Source organism: Mucilaginibacter gossypii (assembly GCF_900100945.1).
In the GTDB taxonomy this organism is placed as follows: domain Bacteria; phylum Bacteroidota; class Bacteroidia; order Sphingobacteriales; family Sphingobacteriaceae; genus Mucilaginibacter; species Mucilaginibacter gossypii.
Genome location: NZ_FNCG01000008.1, coordinates 215,399 through 238,178, shown reverse-complemented (window position 1 = coordinate 238,178; position 22,780 = coordinate 215,399). Strand labels below are relative to the sequence as shown.

13 protein-coding genes are annotated in these 22,780 nt (G+C 45.7%); 4 read left to right on the top strand and 9 right to left on the bottom strand.

The window, feature by feature from the left end; genetic code table 11:
* The 3 genes from BLS28_RS16675 to BLS28_RS16665 are packed head-to-tail and all read left to right on the top strand — an operon-like array spanning position 1 to position 3,288.
* Entirely contained in the window at positions 1 to 1,098 is a 1,098-nt protein-coding gene (locus tag BLS28_RS16675) for a hypothetical protein (RefSeq protein ID WP_091169667.1), read from the top strand.
* Between the two features lie 19 nt (positions 1,099 to 1,117).
* Positions 1,118 to 1,888 (top strand): hypothetical protein, encoded by a 771-nt coding sequence (locus BLS28_RS16670; RefSeq protein ID WP_091169664.1) that lies wholly within the window; start codon positions 1,118 to 1,120, stop codon positions 1,886 to 1,888.
* A gap of 26 nt (positions 1,889 to 1,914) precedes the next feature.
* Positions 1,915 to 3,288, top strand: coding sequence for a leucine-rich repeat domain-containing protein (locus BLS28_RS16665; RefSeq protein WP_139160028.1), 1,374 nt, complete (start codon positions 1,915 to 1,917; stop codon positions 3,286 to 3,288).
* Positions 3,289 to 3,679: 391 nt separating this feature from the next.
* Here the strand turns inward: BLS28_RS16665 and prfH are convergent, their stop codons facing one another.
* From prfH to BLS28_RS16640, 5 genes are all read right to left on the bottom strand, one after another.
* Positions 3,680 to 4,285: a peptide chain release factor H gene (prfH, locus tag BLS28_RS16660; RefSeq protein WP_256337459.1), complete on the bottom strand. Its 606-nt coding sequence runs from the start codon at positions 4,283 to 4,285 to the stop codon at positions 3,680 to 3,682.
* Between the two features lie 11 nt (positions 4,286 to 4,296).
* A complete protein-coding gene (locus tag BLS28_RS16655) occupies positions 4,297 to 5,697 on the bottom strand; it encodes an RtcB family protein (RefSeq protein ID WP_091169656.1) in 1,401 nt (466 codons plus the stop codon).
* A 5-nt stretch (positions 5,698 to 5,702) separates the two neighbouring features.
* A complete protein-coding gene (locus BLS28_RS16650) occupies positions 5,703 to 6,434 on the bottom strand; it encodes a hypothetical protein (RefSeq protein ID WP_091169652.1) in 732 nt (243 codons plus the stop codon).
* Positions 6,435 to 7,020: 586 nt separating this feature from the next.
* Entirely contained in the window at positions 7,021 to 8,634 is a 1,614-nt protein-coding gene (locus BLS28_RS16645) for a glycoside hydrolase family 43 protein (protein ID WP_091169649.1), read from the bottom strand.
* A 326-nt stretch (positions 8,635 to 8,960) separates the two neighbouring features.
* Positions 8,961 to 10,967, bottom strand: a complete 2,007-nt coding sequence (locus tag BLS28_RS16640) for an alginate lyase family protein (RefSeq protein WP_091169647.1) — start codon at positions 10,965 to 10,967, stop codon at positions 8,961 to 8,963.
* 514 nt (positions 10,968 to 11,481) lie between these two features.
* Between BLS28_RS16640 and BLS28_RS16635 the strand changes: the two genes are divergently transcribed.
* The gene (locus BLS28_RS16635) at positions 11,482 to 13,482 is read left to right on the top strand and encodes a family 43 glycosylhydrolase (protein ID WP_176844488.1); all 2,001 of its coding nucleotides are present in this window, start codon (positions 11,482 to 11,484) and stop codon (positions 13,480 to 13,482) included.
* Between the two features lie 134 nt (positions 13,483 to 13,616).
* Here BLS28_RS16635 and BLS28_RS16630 read toward each other — a convergent pair whose 3' ends face one another.
* From BLS28_RS16630 to BLS28_RS16615, 4 genes are all read right to left on the bottom strand, one after another.
* Positions 13,617 to 14,687: a glycoside hydrolase family 43 protein gene (locus BLS28_RS16630; RefSeq protein ID WP_091169641.1), complete on the bottom strand. Its 1,071-nt coding sequence runs from the start codon at positions 14,685 to 14,687 to the stop codon at positions 13,617 to 13,619.
* Between the two features lie 172 nt (positions 14,688 to 14,859).
* Positions 14,860 to 17,310: a glycoside hydrolase family 95 protein gene (locus tag BLS28_RS16625; protein ID WP_256337458.1), complete on the bottom strand. Its 2,451-nt coding sequence runs from the start codon at positions 17,308 to 17,310 to the stop codon at positions 14,860 to 14,862.
* Positions 17,311 to 17,718: 408 nt separating this feature from the next.
* Positions 17,719 to 19,638, bottom strand: coding sequence for a RagB/SusD family nutrient uptake outer membrane protein (locus BLS28_RS16620; protein ID WP_090532452.1), 1,920 nt, complete (start codon positions 19,636 to 19,638; stop codon positions 17,719 to 17,721).
* Positions 19,639 to 19,648: 10 nt separating this feature from the next.
* Positions 19,649 to 22,711: a SusC/RagA family TonB-linked outer membrane protein gene (locus BLS28_RS16615; protein WP_091169637.1), complete on the bottom strand. Its 3,063-nt coding sequence runs from the start codon at positions 22,709 to 22,711 to the stop codon at positions 19,649 to 19,651.
* Positions 22,712 to 22,780 lie beyond the last annotated feature (69 nt).

Below are 22,780 nucleotides of genomic sequence, written 5' to 3'. Positions count from 1 at the left end.
ATGAAAAGGCTAAGGATACTGACATTAATTGCGCTGCTACTGGCTATCATAACTTTTGTTGTTAAAAACAGGAAGCCATCCACTGTGCCTGCCGGGAAGGGTTTGTTGGTGGATAAAGCCTGGCTGTCAATTAATAAGCACCCGCTAACACCTCAGGCAGCCGTACGTCCGCCTGATCAAACTTTTCTGACCTACCCCGAATGGTTCCTGGTGTTTAGTCCGGCTGAACAGGCAGATTACTTTAAAACCCATACTTCAACCACCTTTCCATACCTGAAACATGTTGACCAGATGTGGGGTGGTTACGGTGTAATGTACGATCAGATTAAAGGAAATTTCCCTTTCAATACCGGCTACCATGTGATGATATGGGTAATAGCCGGCAGCACAACCGTTGAGTACGGTATCAAATCATTTTACGAGACCGTTATTGGCCGGGTGACCGATATCAGCCCCAACGAAGAAATGACCGCCGAAGATAAGTTTAATGCTGATTATGAATACAGCTATGTAAAATTTATTGAGGCGCTGCCATGGTACGAGTATGATTTTAACCATCAGCTTAAAATGTTGTGGAGCAGCGCCTCTTTCTCCGGTCCGCATTTGCTGCGTAAACTGGAGAGGCGCTATTATCTAACCACCGAACTATTGGTTAAAAGCGGCTATGGCTGGCTGATTGGCCTCGGCACCAAATCGGCTTATGAAACAGCCTCGTTGCAAACAGCAGTAGTGATGGATAGGCTACCCACAGGGTTGGATACAACCGGATTTGTGCATAATATAAAAGTATTGCCAAACGGTATGGTGCTGGCTAATTTACCCCGTTATGCTGAATTTAATACAGCGGTTAGTAAGCTGGCAAAAAATGGTGTTGGTTTTACTGAGATTGCCGGAAATGAAAGTGCTATTATGCTTACCGTTTTAACTGAAAAACCTTTAAATATAACCGCTAATTATAAAATACTATTTACTCAGCCAATCTTTACCAGGCCGGGCTTAAGCAGGGTTGCTTTAGTGACAACGGTGGGAAACCTTAGCTCGCTTGTAAGAACACTTAAACTAAAAGGAGTGACGATAGAGCATATTTATGATTATTAATTAATTCTTTCTACAACTTATGAAAGTTAACCTACTTATTATATTAATAGTATTTAGCCTCGAAAGTTGTTTAGGCCAAACTGATAAAAAGCTAATCAGTAACTGGAATACGCATCCAATTCCTACTAATCCGGACAGCCTCAGAAAATATGGTTTCTCTTTTCACGAATGGGCTGTCTATAAGAAAAACGATTCTGTTTTTGTGGTAGATAAGAAAGAACTTCCATCTCCTCAATTACCTTTTAAAATTAAAGTTAAAAAAGCTGATAGTCGTGACTTTGGAGGAAGGGCTTCAATCTTGAAAGTAGAAGATGGTTATTTAGTAGGCTTTTACAGAGGTGAATGGGGTGGTGCTCTATACTGGGTTTCAAGTGATGGTAAGAATTATTATAAAATATCAAGTCATGAGATAGTGCAGTTTATTAATAGAGGAGGCAAACAATACGCCATTGAAGGGCTTGCACACTTAGGAACCTCGGAAGGAAGCATTATTGAAATCTACAAACCAAATGATAAGTGGGCTGTGAGAGAACACTTAAAACTACCAACAGCACCAGCAGTTATCGCATTAGATCATCAAGATAACTTTATCATTATTACTTCTAAAAGTTTGTTAAAAGTAGGTCGAAATGCACAAATATTTTTTTTAGTAGATAAAGGATTATGGTACGCGGCTCTTTATCCCAATTCAATGGTTATCAGAAATAATATTATTTACGCAGGCATGCGCGCGGGAGTTTATCATTACGATCTGAGTACAGGGAAGGATTCCTGGTTGTTGCCATATTAGTATTAGCGATTCCAAGCTTGACAAAATTGAAAAGATCAAACATAACTCCGCTCAAAGCCCTTGCCATATTGGCCATCTGTTTAGGCCTTGCAATAATTTACTTCACCGGTGGGTTTGGACTGGGAATAGGGATATTGATGATGATAAGTTCAATATTACTTTATCTCATTAATTATTTTGCTTCCAAGACTAAACATTTTAAACTAATACAGATGGGAGTATCGGCAGTATATATTCTTACTGTTTCTTATTGTGCTTTGAAATGGCAGGAACATACAACTTTTATCTTCTCTAAAGCATCCAGGGGCGCAGCAGGGATAGTTTTCGGAATTCAAGGTTACCCTGAGCTACCTCCAGCTTTTCTTTGGACTAAAACTGTTATCATCCCGGATAGCGGTATTGTCATCACGTCTACAAAAGAGGAAGAGATGCCAACCTGGCAACGATACCGGTACTCCGATAGATCTGCAGTTGAAACGAATGACATTGAATGGAACCCAAACTTTCAATATCCCTGCATTAAAAGCAAGGGAATAGTAAAGGCATGGTTATTTAGCAAAAGGGGGCAATCCGATTCATTAGCGCAGAAGCGTATAGTAGAAATTGTGAACAAAATTGATGCAGGCAAATTGAAAACCCTTTATACGTCTTCAGGAGTGTCAATTGTAATGGCTAATGAGGGAGCGTATCTAAATCTTCAAGGTGCCGGACTTGCTTACCTGCCCGATGCTGTCAGCACATTACCAATTAATACAATTTACCTCGCACAGAATAAATTTACAACAATACCCTCACAGCTTTATAAAATTAAATCACTTCATAGTGTTTATTTGGGTGCAAACCCCATAAAGTCACTTCCTGATGATTTGTATAAAATGCGAGGGCTAAAAAGCCTGCTGGTAGGAAAAACGGAAATCAACGAAATTAAAACAGATCTTTCAAACCTTGATAGTTTAGAATACCTTGATATTTCTGGCAATAAATTGTCAATGTTTCCTGAAAAAATCAAGACTGTTCCCCACCTAAAATGGCTCTCAATTGAAGAAAATGAGTTTAAAGATTTGGGCTTCGTAGATAATAAATTAAGTGGGCTTCAAACATTACAGGTCTATAGCAATAAGATTAAAGGCATCTCTGATAATATTCGCTATCTGTCAAATCTTAGAGAATTACTAATTTTTGATAACCAAATAGATAGTATCCCTAACTGTATAGGTTCGTTGGTTAATCTCGAAAAACTTGAAATTTGGAATAACCCACTTCGTTATATTTCTCCTGAAATCAAAAAATTAACAAAATTAAAAGAGATAAGATTGGATGACAATTACTTATCAAAAGAAGACAAGACACAGTTAAAGCAGTGGTTGCCGCATTGTGATATTCACTTTCAAACCAGATAAATAATTAATATGCTGGTGCTGTGTCGACAGTATCAATAGGATCAGCCGATAGTTAATTCATTAACAAAACGGATGACAAGATACTTTCCGCTGGGACAACAACGTTTTGGCCAAAAACCTTACAAGTCTATTTTTTACGCAGTTTGGGATTGGAACATATCAATAAAACTTACGAAAAGTGTTGTACCGGCGTAGTGCCCATAAAAAAACAGGCTTTTAGAAATTAATCTAAAAGCCTGGTAATCGATATATGGAGAATATCAGAGGATTCAAAGCTTCTAAAACAACAGCCAAACGCCGTTTTGAGGCTTTTATTAAACCTCACCATTTATAAAAACATCGATTTTTTACCTTTTCTCACGAAAAAACCCGGTTACTTTTGCCGCCTGTTTTAAATTACTGCCCTGATGGTTTTAACCGGATTACCACGCTCCAGGGCGTTATGCTCCTGCCACTGACTTTGCTGCTGCTCTATCAATTTTTCTGTTTGCCAGATCAGTACTTTGGCTTCCAGCCGGGCTAAACAAAGCTTTTTGTTTTCGAGCTGCGACCGGGTATCCATTGCCATAACTTGCAGTCCCGATGGTAAATGTGTTCCCCGAACCGCGGTTTCCACTTTGTTTACATTTTGGCCACCTGGTCCCGACGAACGACAGGTTTCCAGCTTTACATCTTTAGGGTTCCATTGCATCAGTTCTTTTACGTCAAAAACAGATACGCCCACAAACCAGTTTTTACGTTTATGGTATTTTCGATACGGGCTTTGCGCTATCCATTGTATAGTACCGGTCCATTCTTTTACAAAAGCATCCAGGTTATTACCGGTAGCCATCATCGTAGCGGATAGTAAAGTGCCGTTTAACCCGCCGGCTTTGTTTTCCAGTACTTCAAGCTGAATGCCTTGCTGTTTGGCTTGCTTCAACATCAGGTTTTGTACGCGGGCTACAACCCGGCTGCATTCTGCCGGGCCTTTGCCTGAAGTGATTTGTATCATCATCTTTTTCATCACTACTCCTTATTCATCCGAACGATACGTGGATAAAACTTGCCCTGGACATCAACCAGGTCGCTTTGCACCGCCATCACGGCCTCGATATCCTTATAAGCTAAGGGGTTCTCTTCAACGGTACCGCCAATTAAGGTTACACCTGCATTGGTGAGCAACTTTTTCATGGCCGAAACCGTCATGCTGTCCTTAGCCTTTTGCCTGCTCATGGCCCGGCCGGCACCGTGCGATGCAGAATATAAAGCATCATTTGCACCTTTGCCCGATACCAGGTAAGCCGGCGCGGTCATGCTGCCAGGGATAATGCCCAGCTCGCCTTGATGCGCCGGTGTCGCGCCTTTGCGATGAATAATAACCTCCCGGCCGTCAGCCAATTGTTCTTTCCAGGCAAAGTTGTGGTGGTTTTCCACCACGTGCAAAGCTTTCAAGCCTAAAGCCTTTAACAGGTTGGCGTGTATGCGCTCGTGACAAGCTTTGGCATAATCTCCGGCCAGGGTCATGGTTAACCAATATTCCTGGCCCGCCTCATTGTTCATATCCAACCAGGCCAGTTGCTGTGCGTGGCGCGGAAGTTTGCAGGTATTCATGGCTATCTGCGTGTACTGCCTCGCTATTGCCGAACCTAAACCCCGGCTGCCTGAATGTGTTAACAAGGCCGTATACTTTTTAGCGGGTAAACCTAAAGCGTTATCAGCCAAAAGTTCGATCTCGCCAAACTCCACAAAGTGGTTTCCGTTGCCCGAGGTGCCTAATTGCCGTACCGCCTTACTCCGCAGCGGTTTTAAAAATGGGATCTCATTAAATACCCTGCTATCCAGCACTTCATGCTCCTGCCTTACATCCAGGCCTCCTTCCATACCAAAATGAGTATGATTTTTTAAGGCTTGTTTAATTTGATATTCGAACCGTTTTAGAAAACCATCGCTCTCATCGATAATGGACAGCGCCATGCGACAGCCAATATCCATACCTACAGCATAGGGAATTACCGCGTTGTTTGCAGCGAGTACGCCACCAATAGGCAAACCAAAACCCATGTGCGCGTCAGGCATTAATGCACCTTGAACGCTTACTGGCAGCATATTAGCCAGCTCCATTTGTTTTTTGGCCGATTGCTCAATACCCTTGCCACCGTAAGTTTTGCAGTATACCGGTTCATCACGCAGTGCAAACGCTTTAAAGGATGGAGCATCCGTTTTGCCAATTACCTTTTCGGCTATCTTGCTTGTTAACTCATCATCCAGAAATACTTCCGGATCGTTCTTAATATTCACCAACAGGTCCAGTAGCTGCTGCTTACTATGGTGCTTGAAATTTTTAGAGGTTATACCAATAACCAGGCTTCGCAGCTGATCATTATGATAACCTATTTTACTTAAATCTTTTGTTCTTAAATTGCCCATGTGGGTTATGTTTCTAATTCCAGGTAAGCTTCTTTACAGGCATACCTTGGTGTGTTTTTAAATTTGTTAATGTATTTTGGCCGGTCGTTAAACTCATCTTTCCAGCGATAGCTCCGGCCACGGGTTAACAGGTTGATGCGCGGCCACAAGTGGTTGTTATCAATGTGTTCGTCTATCCACGCTAATTCCCGTTCAATATCCGCATCGATCATTTTAGTATGTGTTACCATATGCGGCGCTACCTTTAGCACATATCGCCAGGGCTCGGCAAACACGTATTTCACCTCGGTACGGTAGGTTTTAACATCAAAAGTTTCAACACGGGTAAAGCAAACCTTTTCCTGCTCGGTTAAATTGATCCTGTTGATATCCCAACTATGTTGCGACAACTCACGCAGTATTTGCGGTTTAGCCTGGTACACATAACGTTGTTTGCGTCGTTTTTTCCGTTTGAAGGATTTGTCCTGATGATATTCAACCGTGTTAATTTTCATTAATAAGGCTTCATAAAAGTCCTTCCTGGGGTTATGCTTATGGTCATCCCGCAACACAAAAAAACGTTTCCAGCCACGTTGATACGGGTGTTCAAGCGCAACCATCGGCAAAAGCCTTCTTTGCTCCCTTAGTTCATCGCGCCGTTTGTCCATCTGTATCAGTTGTTTATCCCGACCGGTTTTAACGAGCCGCCTTTTGCGCCGCGCCGATTTGATACAGCGCGGCCATTCATGTGTGTTCATCACACTTTCATTTAATTTTCTTGAATTTGATTTTTGATCTCAGTTCGTCCTTGAGTAAGGATATACCCTTGTTAGAGCGCTCAAAAAATCCAGTGAATTGGGGGGCAGGCAAAATAATGCACAGGTTACTGATGCAACCGTTTAATTATTTAATAAAATACAGGGTTTGCCTGCCTGATCAGGCAATGAGCGAAAGGGGCGATATGTAGATTTGCTCTGTCATGATTCCTTGATATTTAAAAGATTAACAAATCAGGAATTGGATGCAAAGATAGAATTTAATTCGAAATATCAAGAGGCGGCTATTTAGTTTGCAGGTTTGGGCCGCAACGTAGCTACAATTTCCATCGCCAGCGCTTGTTGCTTATGATTTAAACTGCGCGTATCTATTACCATAGAATTGTAAAGCATACCTGGCGAATTATCAGCTTTCTACTTGCCGTCCAGGATTGCGCGGCGGCCGGGGCCGTGGTCAATATACTGTAACCGAGTAATAATTGCAGTGCAAATCTCAGGCGGATCATCAGGTTGGTGCGGGTTAGGCGTGTTATAGGGTCAGTTTGTCTGCTCTCTGTTTGGATCTGTTTTAATGGGAATATTGATAGTGCAGGTAATCAACATCAATAAAACCGGCATCTTGCAGGTCGTTAAAACTGTAAATGGCCAGCCTGTCGCCCCTGTATGATCCCCATCTTAACTGATAGGTTTCGCCAATGGGTTTAAAATTCCTGCCATCCGTGCTGTACGTAAAATTACTTTTGCCATCCAGGCCCCACACTGTGCGTAACCAAATGTTATTGCCCTTGATGATGGGGCCGTCGGTTACGGCATTTTCAGTAAAGAACTGCAACTGTTTACCCCGGCTGGTTTGCACTACACCGGCCGCCGCATAATGGGGTGCTCCAAAGTGCGATAGCCCGGCGCGCTGGCCGTTAGCCATGCCGCTCAGGTCAATTTTAACGGTGGCCTCGTTGGCGTTGGTGCGGTAGCAGCGCTGGATTATGGTGTTTCCGGCATACAGCAAATCGTTTTTGAGTGGTTTGAAGGCGTGCAGCCTGAGCCAGCCTTTTCGCTGAGTTAAGGACCATTTGGCGGCGCGGGGCTGGTAGTTCCATTCCCACTGGGGGCCAGGCGTGTTGCCGTTAAACTCATCCGAACTTTGCGGAACAACCCGACCGGTGCCGGTTACGGGCATAGGGGCCTGCCACACCATTTCGCCAAGGCCCGCTGCATTAGGCCGGCCAATGATAGGCCAGCCATTAGTCCAGGTTACAGGTAACAGGCTCAATATCCGGCCCGACCAATCGCCCGAGCCATGGTGGGTCAAAAAGTACCACTTATCGTCAGCAGTCTGCACTAATCCGCCCTGGTTGGGTTCGTTAAATTGCGGCTGACCTTCGCTCAATTGCTGCGGGCCTTCGTAAGGGCCCCGAATATCTTTGGCCCGCTCCATCATAAGCACCCTTACGTCGTTGCGCACCTCGCTGAAAAGGTGGTAATAATAGCCATTAATTTTGTACAGCTTGTTTGCCTCGCTGCCCTGCGACTGGTGGATCACCTTGTCGCTTTCCCGGTCAATCACCGAGCCATCGGCCGACATTTTAAACAGGTGGATTTTATAGTTATCGGCAAACCTGGTGCCTATCAGGTAGCCCTGGCCGTCATCATCCCAAAACGGGCAGCAATCGTCCCAGCCTTTTTCGTTCAGTACATGTTTTAAAGGCGCCCAGGGGCCTTCAGGCCGTGTGGCCGAACTCATAAAATAGCCCTCGTCCGGATCACCGAAGTAGATCCAGAAACGGTTGTTATGATAGCGTATGGCCCCCGCCCAGATCCCACGGCCATAATGGTCCATCCTGGTATAATTCATAGCGGGCGAAATCACCGAAATATCGTTGACAGCGTGGCCCAGGATGCGCCAGTTTACCATATCCTTAGAGTGCAGGATCACAAAACCAGGGGAATACTGAAACGTAGAGGACACGGCATAATAGTCAGTACCCACCCGGATGCAATCCACATCGCTGTAATCACCAGGTAAGACAGGGTTACGGTAAGTACCGTCAAGTTGGTCGCCCCAGTGAGTCCAGTTGCCCCATAGCGGAGCTACTTGTTTAGGCTGGCAACAGGCTTTATTAAAACAAAGCAGGGCTGAAACAAGGCCAGCAATAATGGGCGCAAAAGAAATATTACCGAGCATAGTATTAAAAAATCAGGGAAAGCTTAGTTTTCATTTTCCGGTTTAAAATTCTGTAACGTCATAACCCGTTTAAACAAAGTTTATAATTGCACCTCAATTGACCCGGCTTATCAAGCACTGTAAAAATCCGGGCTTTCCGACCGCAGGCATACCAAAATTGATGGTGCAACCAGCAGACATGATCGTCGGTTTGTTTGCTCAGGCTAAATGGTTGATACGAATTTATGGGTATCAAAAAGAATATTGTTGTTCCAAATAGACTTTTTGTTATATAAACCCGACCTGACGATGTCAGCATTTCCGGCTATGCTAATATTTTTAAAAGGTTATTCTAACCTAACCTGATCAAATTTGACCGTTGTAGATACCGCTTCAAGCCCCGAAAAAACGATTATGCCGGCTTCTGTCAGCGATAGGTTTCGCGCAACAGTCCCGATCAGTTGCCAATCTTTGCCATCTGCGGAATAAAATGAGTTTACCTGGTTTTGTTCCTGAACTAACTTTAGCCAGCAACCGCCCGTCATGCGGTTAAAAGATACTACAGGTTCTTTTACATTGAGCGTTGCTCCTGCCTGTGTTAAACTATCGCCCGGGTGAAGCCGAGCCGTACAGGTTACTACCCATTTGGGGGCCTCAAGTTGTTGCAAAACTTCTGGATAGATAAGCAAATTTACCCCGATCCCCTTTTCCTTCGCAGACTGCCTGAACGAAATGCCGAAACCGGTGAACTGCGAAGTCAACTGCGGCTGATAATGAACGGCGAGCGTTTGATAAGGCACTAATTTGTGATGGATGTAGGTAGCCTGCTCTTCGTTTCCGGTAAATCCCATGCCGGTACCTTCAACAGTAAAACCAGAATCCAATGACCGTGCTTGTCCTTTTTTTGATTTGGGGTCGAGATCGGTAACCGACCATCCTGCGGGCAATCCCGCTGTAACAGCAGCAGGATAGGCGTCCCTACTTTTACCTTTATTATTCACCGCCGATACGGTATACACGTACTTGCGCCCCGAGGCTACATTTTTATCCTTAAACTGTGCATTGATAACCCTGGAGGAGATTATCTTAAACTTTCCTTTCCTGTTGACTGCCCTTTTAACCTGATAAAAAATGGCTCCCCGTACCGGTACCCACGTCAATTGAATGGATCTGTTCTCAGGCATAGCCGTCAATCCCGACGGTGTGCACGGCTTAACCTTTGCATAGGGGTCAATAGTTTGCAGGCTGCGTGAGTACAATAAAGTACCAAAGCCAATATGGTCTGCACCCGGCGTGCCTTGCGGTTCCGGCCGTACCTTTTCAGCAGCTTTCTGCGTAAAAGTGGCCGTTTTATTCGCCCGGTGAACATAGTGATTAAATACCTCTTCATAAACCGCACGCAGTTTGCCGCGCCCTTCTGTAGCTATCTGAGCATGCAAATATTTTCCGGTCCGGTCCATTGCGGGCAAATAAGGAACATTCTCCCCCAAATTATATTTCGCGGTGTACTCGAAGCCCCTGAGCAGGCGATCATTGAGTATACCGTAAAGGTTTAGTCCCTGTTGCCACGCTATCTCGGCGCAATCGGCAAGATGCGCAATACCCAATTGCGTATGCGACTGGTCTCTTCCGCTTTCCTGGCACTGTCCTTCTTCATTAATAATATAATTGGGCAGGCTGCCGTTGCCTTCGCCGTATTGATAGTAAACAATCGCGCGTTCAAACATTGGCCGGTCATTGCAGAATACTGCTATGGCCATCATTGTTTTTAGTGCAGCTGAATCCCAGTTGCCGTTAGCAAAAAGTGCAAAATCTTTAATAACCGGATAAATCACTTCTTTAAAGTGCTTCTCAGCCTGCTTAATTTTGACAGGTGCCCAGTTTGAATTGGTATAGCGCAAAATTTCCGCGGCATTAACCATTTTGAACGGTCCAAGACCGGCCATTAATACGGCGTCACGGCCTGTTATGGATTTTAATTTCGATGCCCAGGCATCAACAATTTGTTTTGCTTTTTCCGCATAACGTTGATCGGCTGTTATGGTCCACATGATGGCGTTCTGATAGGCCGCATTGGCGTCAGCATCATAAACACCCTGGCCCACGGTAGGATTTCGGCCAACCATCTCCATTGGCCCTTGCATTTTATAATCGAACTGCGACTGGCGATTATCTTTTAATTGATTATAGCCCGTAAAAATGGGCTCAATGCGCATGGCAACGCCGTTTTTTATTCTGGCCAGGTCTTCGCGGCCTTGAAGCAGCCCCGGATGGACAAACTGTTGTGCTGTTGAAGTTTGAAAGCAAAACAACAGCGCTGAAGCATTAATAAGATACCTGACAACTGTTTTCATAAACGTGTCTTAAATAATTAAAATTGAATATTTTTTTAATTCGTCGAAAATTTAAACCAACCGGCCCTGCGGATATTACAAAAGGCCCGGTAATACGCCAATTGTGCCTAATGTTTATCATTTGTTATAGTCATTATAAGTGACAAATCGGACGCCTTGCACACGTTCAGCCCGGAAGATACTCACTATATCAGCAGGAAAGCACACAGTACAACTCTTAACAGTTTTTTATAAAAAAGGCACATACAGGAAAGACATTTTTTACCTTTTTTTATACTCATTACTATTGCCGCAATGACTTAAAAATGGAACAATAGTCTTGTTTTGATAATTCGGCGCCTTTGATCATGTCATCTAAAGTCTAATCACAATATGGATAATCAGCTATTCGATATCTGCAATGAGCGTTATCAATATGGCGATTTTGCACATTCGTTGTACGATTAGTTACATACAGGACATCCGGGCGAATGCTGTAATCATATTTTTAGGTCTTATATTCATTTGTACACTGATGACTTTCAAATCCATTATTTCCCGTTGTAGTTTAATAGTTGTTTGTTCTTTCTTCTGGTATCATGGCGCTATAGCTCAGTTCAGTAAGGTAGAAGATATCAAGCCGGCCCCTTACCCCCAGGATGCAGCAACCCTGGTTAGAACTTATGTCAATCCGGTGCTCGCCGGGGATCATCCGGACCCGACACTCTTAAAGGTTGGCGATGACTTTTACATGTGCGGCTCCAGTTTTCATTTCGTCCCTAACTTACCAATTCTTCATTCCAAAGACCTGTTGCATTGGGAGCTCATTTCAAGGGTTGTGCCCGCGGATTGGGATGAGTTAAAGTCCGGGGCGCCGGGTGCCGGCATTTGGCAAGGCGCAATAACCTATTTTTATGGCGTTTATCGTATTTATTTTTCAAACAGCGCAGGAGGCGGGCAATACATGTCAAGCGCCACGAAACCGTCGGGGCCATGGTCTGCGCCTGAAAAAGTTAAAACAACCCCGGATACAGGTCCTATCGGCTACGATAATTCTATTTTCGTAGATGACGACGGCACACCTTACATGATCATTAAAGCCAGTCAGACAGCTAACCGCATACAGCAGATCGATCGTTCTGGCCACCTGACAGGCAAATTGATTAACCTGGACTGGATCAATCACGACAAGAAATACAGCTGGGCTGAGGGCCCTGTGATGTGTAAGAGAGACGGCTGGTATTATTACTTCATGGCTGGTGATGTTACAGGCGGGCAGTATGTACTTCGTTCAAGATCACTTACTGCGGATTCAGCGAAATGGGAGAACCTTGGAAAAATATTCGCATTTTCAAAAGATCCGGATAACAGGTTCAGATCAGTCAATCACATGTCGTCTCCATTTCGGTTAAGTGACGGTACCTGGTGGTGTATCGCGCAAAGTTACGATGCACCCAAAGGGGATGACTGGAGCGGCCAGGGAAGACAGGACCTGATTTTGCAGGTTCAGTGGACAGCCGACGGCCATCCTTTTGTTCCTTATCCCTCAGATATGCCCCTTACACGTCCAAATCTTACAAATAACGGCCTGGCCTGGCGCTTACCGAGGTCGGATGAATTTTCAAGTTCAAATTTGTCGTTGTATTGGCATTTTTTCAACAAGAACGCTGCTCAACAGTATTCAGTCACTGACAATAAAGGCTGGCTTAGGCTTAAGCCGAAAATTGGCAGGACCCACATTCTGCAAAAAGAGGCGGGACATTATTATTCGCTCGTTACGCGGGTAAGGCTGAATGCCCTGGCATCAGGGCAAGAGGCGGGGATTTACCTTGCTTCCGGCAATGAATCGGTAAACGTGCGTCTTTGTACTGGGTTTGAAGAAGGCAGAAAAACATTCAATTTCGCGATGGGCGGCCAGTCGTTCAGCACAGAAAACAAAATTGGGGAAAGCGTATGGCTGAAGCTGGAGCGAAAAGCGCATGAGCTAACCGGTTACTACAGTTCTGATGGTCTGCAATGGCATCAAATCGGTACGGTCATCAATGCAAGTGAACTGGACAAAGCCCAGCCTAATTTTAATTCGTGGGTAGGTACCAGCCTGGGCCTTTTTGCTGAAGGCAGGGAAGCGGATTTCGATCTTTTCGTTTATAAAGACGGTTATTCGGAGCAGCCTTTAGCAGGCGCCAATAATTATTGGGGCGTTACGTTATCTCAGGTTGATGGCGCTATCTTAAATAATGATGCCGGAGGTTGGGTGATGTTGGGCGGAGTGGATATGGGGAGAGGGGCAAACAAAGCAACCAATATTTCTTTGACCGCCGCGGCGCTTAGTAACGGCAGCGTTGAAATATGGATCGATGACCTAAACAAAGACGGCAGGAGAATCGCGGTTATACCGGTTAAAAGTACAGGCTCATTGAATAAATGGTCGGCCATATCTGCAAAGATACCCGCCATTGCCGGTCAGCATGATCTATATGTCAAGATAAAAGGATCTAAGAATGCTTTGGCAATAAGATCATTATTGTTTAAATAAGCTGCCCCAAACTAATTAATCATAAAGGCAGGCGTTCTCAGTGCTTTCCGATTGCCATCCATGGGCGGAAAAAAGATAATAAATTAATTAGCTACGGTCTTTAGTTTAATTGAAGGCCGTAGCTTATTCTAAATTTATTTTGATTTAAACGGGTCAATCAGGGCAATACTGCCGTCTGAACGATGGTAAAGCGGCGTTACCTTAACATTTCTCAGGTGTGTTTTGCCGGAGATTTCCGTGTCGTGGTAAAACAGGTACCATTTTCCTTTAAACTCTACGATAGAATGGTGCGTGGTCCAGCCCTGCACCGGTTTCAAAAATATTCCTTTATAGCGGAAGGGGCCGAATGGCTTATCACTTGTAGCGTATGCCAGGTAATGCGTGTCACCTGTAGAGTAGGTGAAATAGTATTTGTCTTTAAATTTATGCATCCAGGGCCCTTCAAAAAAACGCCTGTCATGGTCTTTTCCCAGCAGCGGGCGCCCGCTCTCGTCCAGGATAATAACATCCTTCACCGGCCCCTCAAATTGCTTCATATCCGAACTTAGCCTGACCACTTTACAGCTGAGCGCCGGGGCATCATCGTTCTGAAGGTCGGTTTTGGAACCGTTGGGCTGGTATTTACCCGTGGCCCATTGCTGTAACTGACCTCCCCAGATACCGCCAAAATACATATAACTTTGGCCATCCGAATCTGTATAAACCGCCGGATCGATACTAAAACTGCCTTCAATTGGTTGTGGTTCGGCTTTAAAAGGCCCGGCGGGATCTTTGGAAGTAGCAACGCCAATACGGAAAACATCTTGTTTATCCTTCACCGGGAAGTAAAGGTAATATACGCCATTTTTGTAAGCACAATCCGGCGCCCATAGCTGCCTTCCCGCCCAGGGGATATTTTTTATATCGAGGGCTACCCCGTGATCGGTTACCGGCCCGTTGATATGATCGAGCGAAAGGATATGATAATCCCTCATCGCAAAGTGATCGCCGCTACCGTTGTCGGTTACGGCTGTGTCAATGTCATGAGAAGGGTAAATATAAATTTTACCATTGAAAACATGTGCGGAGGGGTCTGCGGTATAAATCGATCTGATGAGGGGAGGAGATAAAAATATTTGTTTTTCTTTTGTTTGGGCGGCGGCCTGACTTACGGTGAAAACCGCCGCCATGAGTGTGCAGATAAGTTTAAATTGGGTTTGTTTCATCTTTGTTAATATTGTTTTCCAAAGGCAGCAGGCAGGGCATTTATACTTCGATGTTTAATTTGACGGGGCTGGATAGCCCCGGTTGTCCAGCATTTTTTTCATCATATCGCCGGCCAATTCCCTGTTATATGCTTATAGCGAAATAGCTACTACAAGCCATCTTATTAATTACTCAAATAATGCGGTATGTTTTACCTGCCAGGGTTGGAAGGTCATATAAATAACTTTTCGGGAGTTTTACGTTTAGATCTTTATCATTTTTTTTGATAATGGGTTGCGCGATGTCGGTGATACGATAGAATCCATTGCTGTTAACACCGTTTGCTTTTTTTAACATCCGGTTGTTCAGCAGTTCGTTAACACGCAGCCGGCAATTCCCGCCAAGGGCCGAATGTATAACGAGCTTTGTTAGGTGACGGCCTGACCATGCCAGGTCTATCTTGAATCCGCCACGGGCCATCAGCCCGTTTACACTGCCTTTATCCCAGTCGTCGGGCATAGCAGGCAACAGGTAGATTGCAGCATCATGGCTTTGCATCAACATTTCGGTGATCCCCGAAGTGCAGCCAAAATTGCCGTCAATCTGAAATGGGGGATGTGCGTCAAATAAATTGGGATATGTGCCTCCGGATCTGGTCATGACTGGTTTTATCTGGTCTTTGATTAGCTTGTAAGCGTGATTGCCATCCAATAACCGGGCCCACAAATTAATCTTCCAGGCCATTGACCAGCCGGTAGATACGTCACCGCGGTATACCAATGAATTTTTGGCCGCGGCGAATAATTCCGGATGTATAAAAGGAGATATCTGGTTCCCCGGGAAAAGTCCGTAAAGGTGCGATACGTGGCGGTGATTGTCAGTTGGCCGGTCAAGGTCGTCCAGCCACTCCTGCAATTGCCCGTACCGGCCCACCTGCATTGGCGGCAATTTTTCGCGCAGCGCTTTCAGCGAATCGGCAAATGTTTTGTCCGTATTCAGGTCTGCCGCAGCATATATAACATCTGTAAATAAGCCATATACCAATTGGTTATCCATCGTGGTCCCGGCAGCAACCGACACCTCATGGCTCCCGGTTATGTATTCGTGCTCGGGCGAAACGGACGGGCTTACGACGAGCCAGCCATGATCCGGTTCTTTTTGCAGCACATCAACGAAATAGGCAGCGGCACCTCTCATTACCGGGTAATATTGCTTCAGAAATTTTTTATCTCCTGTGAAAAGATAATGTTCCCACAGATGCTGGCATAGCCAGGCATTTGCGGTTGGCCATAAACCCCAGAATGCGCCGTCCACTATACCGGTAATCCGCCAGATGTCTGTATTATGATGAAGCATCCAGCCCCTGGCCCCATACATCTGCCTGGCTGTTGCCTTACCGGTTACGGAAACATCTTTGACGAGGTTAAATAAAGGCGTGCCCAGCTCAGACAGCTGGGTGGCCTCAGCCGGCCAATAGTTCATTTCAGTATTGATGTTGACGGTATACTTACTATCCCACGGGCCTTTCAGTTCCCCGTTCCATATGCCCTGGAGGTTGGCCGGTTGTGATCCCGGTTGTGACGAACAGATCAGCAGGTAACGCCCGAATTGAAAATACAGTTCGGCCAGTTGGGCGTCGTTGTTACCTGCAAAGTTTTGTATCCGCACATCTGTGGGCAGCTTGATCGCATTTGTCATGCCCAGGTCCAGTTTTATTCGGTTAAAGTACGATTGATAAAACCTGATATTAGATTGGCGCAGGGTATTAAACGATTTGGTACAGGCAGCCTGCATATCGTTGCGGGCCCGCCCAGGCGCGTTTCCTGACAGGTCGTGATAGTTGATGAAATTAGTGCCGATGGAGAGATAAATAGTCGCCGTGTCCGCATGGGCGATGGTCATCCCGGAAGTATCTGTTTGTATAGTACCCCCATGATTTTTTGCACGGGCGATCATGTTAAACCTAACCTGGCCTTTTTGATTTTCGTGATCGCTGCTTTTACCTGAAAGAACGATTTCCTGGTTAGCTGCGGTAAGCTCTTGTACAAGCGGGCTCTGGAGCCTTACCTTGCAATTGATCATTCCCGGTTTATCAGCACTCAGCCGTACCAGTAACACATGTTCTTTGAACGACGTAAAGTATTCCCGCTTATACTGAACACCTCCCGAGCTGTACCGTACTGTAGCTGTGGCATGTTCGATATCCAGGTCGCGGTAATAATTGCTAACATCTGTCTGGCCGGGAAAATTGATATACAAATTTCCGGCGAGTTGATAGGGCATGCCGCTGTTGCCCTTCGGGCCGAGATATTTATTGGCAGCCGCCTGCGCCTCCAGGTATTTTTTTTGCGCCAAAAGCACGCGTACTTCTTCAATATGAGGCTTAGCGGCCGAATCAATGTTGTTGTTAGGGGCGCCTCCCCAGATGGTAGATTCGTTGAGCTGGATGCGTTCCTGCTGTACGCCGCCAAAGACCATTCCACCTATAAAACCATTCCCTATCGGCAGGGCCTCATTCCAGTTGGTGGCGGGCCTGGTGTACCATAGCCTATAACGCAGATCCCGAAGAGCGGATTGACTGTTTTGGCCCCAGGCAACGGCACAAAAAAGGCCTGCAATTATTGCTAAAAATGTCTTTTTCAATTTTATCAGTTTAGTTATGACAGGGGTATACAAGCCCGTGCCGGTTTGCAAGTCAGTTTATTGGGTTATAGCGGCAAGTCACTTTTTTAAGTATGGCTGCTTTTTTCTTACAATATATTGACTATTAGCCTTATGAACAATATTTTATCCCCGGATTAATTATCCCGATTGATTTTCGAACAAGCTCCGTTTTAAAGAAAACAGGGTTCGCCGAATAGGCCTGCGCAATACAATTGCGCAAATGTTAAACCGGAAAGCTGCATTAAGCCGTATAAATTGCCCCTCAAACACGAGAAAGATCATCGAATAATTTATGCAAATGCTGTGCGCTAAGCATTACCGACCGGAAGAAATTAAGAGGCTGTTCACAATTGAACAGCCTCGTTAAAAAATCATTATTTCTCCAGCTTAGTAGCCCGGATTCTGGTAGGCAGCCTTATCAGCAGCGCTCATAACCAATGCATCTATTTGCCCCTGCGGAATAGGGCGAAGATAGAGATGTGAGTCGATGGAACGTGTAACTTTAACCGGCGTATGGTCACCAAAGGTGGTTCCTGCAATTGTAAAGGAAGCAGCAAGTTCCCCCCACTTTTGTGTCCGTACCAGATCGAACCAGCGGCCGCCTTCTGCATAAAATTCCCGGGAACGCTCCGCTAATACATAGTTCATGTCGATAATTGCGGGCGTAGCCGCCATCATAGCCTGGCTATCGTCTTCAATCTTTACTACATTACCATTATTATTGAAACGCCACTTGCCTGCGCGTGCCCGCAGCACGTTAACGAGTTCACGTGCGGATTTTCCTGGTTTAACAGTGGCGCCTTTAACTGCTGCCTCTGCTGCGATCAGGTATAGCTCCGAGAATTTTGCAATTGGATAAGGACGCGTACTACCGGCATTTGGCTGTCCCAAACCTGTGCCGTTATCTGTACGATAAGGCCCCAGTTTCCAGAGTCCCGGATAAATTATCCGGCTTATATCGCCAGGGTTGACCACCCAATCTGATCTACCTGGCAGCAGCCCGGCACCAACATTCCCGTTTCCTTTGGCATATACCACGTTCGGATCGTCATTATCCAGGAACGAGAGTATCGCGCCCCCCTGTGCAACGGGCAAGCCGTTGGCGTTAGCTAAGGTCTGGGCCGTATTTCCGCCCTTTTGCCAGTTTCCGCGATATACGGTTGTGAAAGTTCCGTCATATCGTGAATCGTTCACTTTATCAGCGAAAGTGTTTTTCAGTACTTCAACAGTAGGGGCCATACGAACCCAGGGCCGGCCCAAATGTTGATCTGCCTCACGCAGAACAGAGTTCACCCCGCCACTGATTATGTTGGGATAGTTCCAGGTCATCATCCAGCCGGCAAAGTTATCCGGAGCGCCGCCGCTTCCGTAGGTCAAACTCGAACCGTTATATTTTTCACTGCTTTGAGTATGGTCTGCATAAAGCACCATTTCGCTGTTACGGTCGTTTGTGCCAACATTCACATCGTAAAATGTTGGCTGTAATTTGAACGAGCCCGGATTATCAATTGCGGTGGTGGCGATATCGTAGGCGTTTTGAAAATACCACGCAGCATCGTGTCCATTGGGATCTGTCCGGTTACTTGCAGGGTAGGTCGGGATACTATTGGGATTTTGCAACCACCATGCATAAGTTAAATAGGCCTTAGACAGGAAAAGACGAGCTGCCGTTTTGGTCAGTCCGCCGGTTACCCGGCCGGTTTCCGGCAAATCATTGATCGCCTGCAGCAGATCCGGGAAAATCGCCTTTGTATAAACTTCGGGTACGGTATTACGCACTGAAGTCCTTGAAGGCGTGATATTAAATTTCAACGCTCCCGAACCCAGATCAAGCGGTACGCCGCCGTAGGATTGCACCAGCAAAAAATAATCAAATGCCCTGAAGAAGCGGGCTTCAGCAATCAGAGCGCTGGAAATCCCCACGGCACTGGCGTTTTCGATTACACCGCTGGCAGTGTTGATGTCTGTAAAAGACTCGCCCCATATGATACTGGTAGGATAACTGGTTGAAGATATGATACCGACGCCTGAGCAATCCAGGTCTTTGAAGTTTCCGTCGGCGCTCTGGCCCCATGTAGCTTCATCGGTACCGGTAACACCCGAATTATAGTAATAAGCTTGCCCGTAAATATTACGCAGGTGCGCGTACATGGCTGTTAATCCCCCATTTACACCCTGTACCGTTTTAAAATATTCCGGGGTGAAGGAGGAACGCGGTTGTTCATCAAGCACTTTTTTACATCCCGTAGATAAGACCGTTAGCAAAAGCGTGGATTTTATGACGCTTTTTATCTTTAAAGTTTTCATGTTGATAATGTTAAAATGTCAAATTCAATCCAAGTACATAGTTCGTGGTCGAAGGGGCGTTGCTGCCGACTGTCAGGAATCTTCTTAGACTGTTTGACAGGGGCACCGCCGCGTTTTCATTACCATAAGAGTTTGGTTCAGGATCCATCCCGGACTCTTTATGATAAGGCGAGAAAAATACAAAAGGATTTTGCACGGTGAAGTAAGTGCGCAGGCGCATGTTCGCGTGCTTTGAGAGCAGCTTGCTGAAATCATAGCCAAGCGTCATTGTCCGGATTTTGAGATAGGATGCATCAAAGTAACCGAGCGTACTGCCATATTTCGGATTATCGCCACTCAGGATGCCGCCTGGTTTCGGATATTTTGCTCCTGTGTTATCCGGCGTCCAGTAATCTTCCTGAACGTTATTACTGCGGCCTGTCATCAGGTTCAGATAGCCACCTGAGCCGTACAGGCTACTGATGAGCGTGCCCCCTTTCTTAAAGGCACCTACAACACTAAAATCAAAGCCTTTATATGCCACACGCGTATTAAAGCCGCCTTCGAATTTAGGATCAACATCAATGATCTGACGATCGGCAGCCCCGATAGCCCTTGTTGGCTGACCGTTGGCGTCATAAGTACCGGTATACAACACTTTGATCATGCCCACATTTCCGCCCGGTTCAAGGGTGCTCAGGTAAGGGTCGCCAGACTGCCACAATCCTATTTTCTTGTAATCGTATATGGCGTTTATATTATGGCCCACGAACCATGCGTTGCCCTCATCACGTGTCTGACCTGAAGCAAGCGCCACAAGTTTATTCCTGTTTCCATAGATATTAATACCCAAATCCCAGGTAAACCCGTTTTTATTGATGAGCGTACCATTCAAACTTAACTCAAGCCCCTTGTTCTGAGTCCGCCCAACGTTTGCTGTATAACTTCCAACCCCTGCGGTAGGCGGCAGCCCTACGCCCAGTAAGATGTCGTTTGTGTTTGTAACATAATATTCAACAGTACCTGATAAGCGATGTTTAAACAAAGAAAAGTCTATTCCATAGTTCCATGTCTTGGAATATTCCCAACCTAAAGTTGGACTTGGAAGCTGGGTTACATAATAGCCCGTCGCATAGTTTGTGTCGCCGAAATTATACTGACGCGTACCCAAAGTACCTAATGTCTGATAAGCGTTTACTGCCTGGTTTGAGGTTTGCCCAAAGCCAGCGCGCAGTTTCAAATTATCTATGACCGAAATGCCTTTCATGAAAGACTCGTTCATGATATTCCAGCCTGCTGAAACCGCAGGATAAGTGTGCCATTTATGACCTGGAGCTAAACGGGAAGAGGCATCCGAGCGCACGGTGGCAGACAGCAGGAAGCGGTCATCGTATGAATACATCACACGCCCCATGTAGGACATCAGGCCGCTCTGGCTGTAGTTGCCGTTGCCGATTGTGATTTCGCCGGTTGCTGCACCCAAATTATAAAACTGGAAAGCATCAGCTGGAATATCTTTGGCCGACATGCTGGAAGAATTGTACCTGGTTTGCTCGGTAGAATACAGGGCCACGACATTTATGTTATGCTTTTGAGCGAAAGTATGGTCGTAGGTCAGCAAATTTTCAACCGCCCAGTGATATTGGGCTGAGTTGCTTACGCCCGCTGTTGACGGCGTTGTAGGCGTGGCACTGCCAATCCCAACTCCGGTATAATTGCCGTTGTTGCTTTGCACATAATCGAGACCAAGGTTTACCCTGTATTTCAGGCCTTCTACCCACGGAATTTTTACTTCGCCATAAACGGAGTTGTATGTGGCGTAATTTCTTGTTTCGTTGAGCCATTGATCGTGGAGGTTATTGATGATGCCTTTGGTCAATACGAAACTTTCGGACAGTGGCGTTTTAACGGTTCTTTTCAGGCTTCCGTCCGCATTATAGGGATTGGCAAGGGGCGAAAGTCCCAAAACACTACCAACGCCCACCTGGCTGCCTTCAGTAAGGTTATAGTTATTGTTAGTGGTAAAGCCAACTTTAACGTATTTGCCTACATTCTGGTCAACAGATCCTCTCATGGAGTAGCGGGTATATTGCTGCGTGGGAATAAGGCCCTGATTTTTATAATAGCCGCCGCCGAAATTATATGTACCCGTTTGGCTGCCTCCGGAAACACCTACGTCATTACTGAAAACCATACCGCTTCTGTAAAAAAGCTTCTGCCAGTCGGTATTAACATCGTCCGCTTCGTCTACGGCGTTGGTATACAGGCCTGCCGCTTTACGTAGTTTTAAAAATTCGGGACCGGTCATCATCGGGTACCTGGCGAAAAGTTTTTGCTCCCCATAATAGGCGTTATAGGTAATTTTCGCAGCTCCTCCCACCTGGCCCCTATTCGTGGTAATAAGTACAACGCCGTTTGCTCCCCTCGAGCCATAAATAGCTGTGGCGGAAGCATCCTTAAGAATATCGATACTTTTAACGTCGTTAGGGTTAATATCTCCAAGAGAGCCGGTAAAAGGGATACCGTCAAGTACGATCAAAGGATCATTGCTTGCAGTAAGCGACCGTTGGCCCCTGATCAGGATCTGCATCGTTGCACCTGGTTTTGTAGAAGTTTGAGAAACCTCTACGCCGGGTAACCTGCCTTGTATAGCCTGGCTGATATTAGGCGCTGGAATATCACGGATGCGTTCGCCGCTGATCGACGCGACTGAGCCTGTTACAGCTTCCCACCTTTGGCTACCATAGCCGATAACGATCACATCGTTAAGGCTGTTACTGCTTTGGCTAAGACGAATGGATAAATGGGATTCCCCGTTAATCTGGATTTCCTGGTCGGCATAACCAATAAAAGTCACAATAAGCGCCTTCTCGGTTGGAGGAACAGTTATGGTGAAATTGCCGGCAACATCGGTTACTGACGTTGCTTTAGCTGTTTTTGCCCTTACGGTAGCGCCCGGTAAAGGCAGACCCTTCTCATCGACTACGGTACCGTTTATTTTCCTGCCTTGCCCAAATGCTGTAAGGCTGGAAAGCAAAACCGCCAGCAGCAGCAAGAATGGTTTCTTTTGAATAGTTTGTAATGATTTTTTCATAATTCAGGTTTAAAAAAATTGAAGTTTTTGTGCCATGGAGCAATTCGCCCAGGTTTGAATTTTATATGC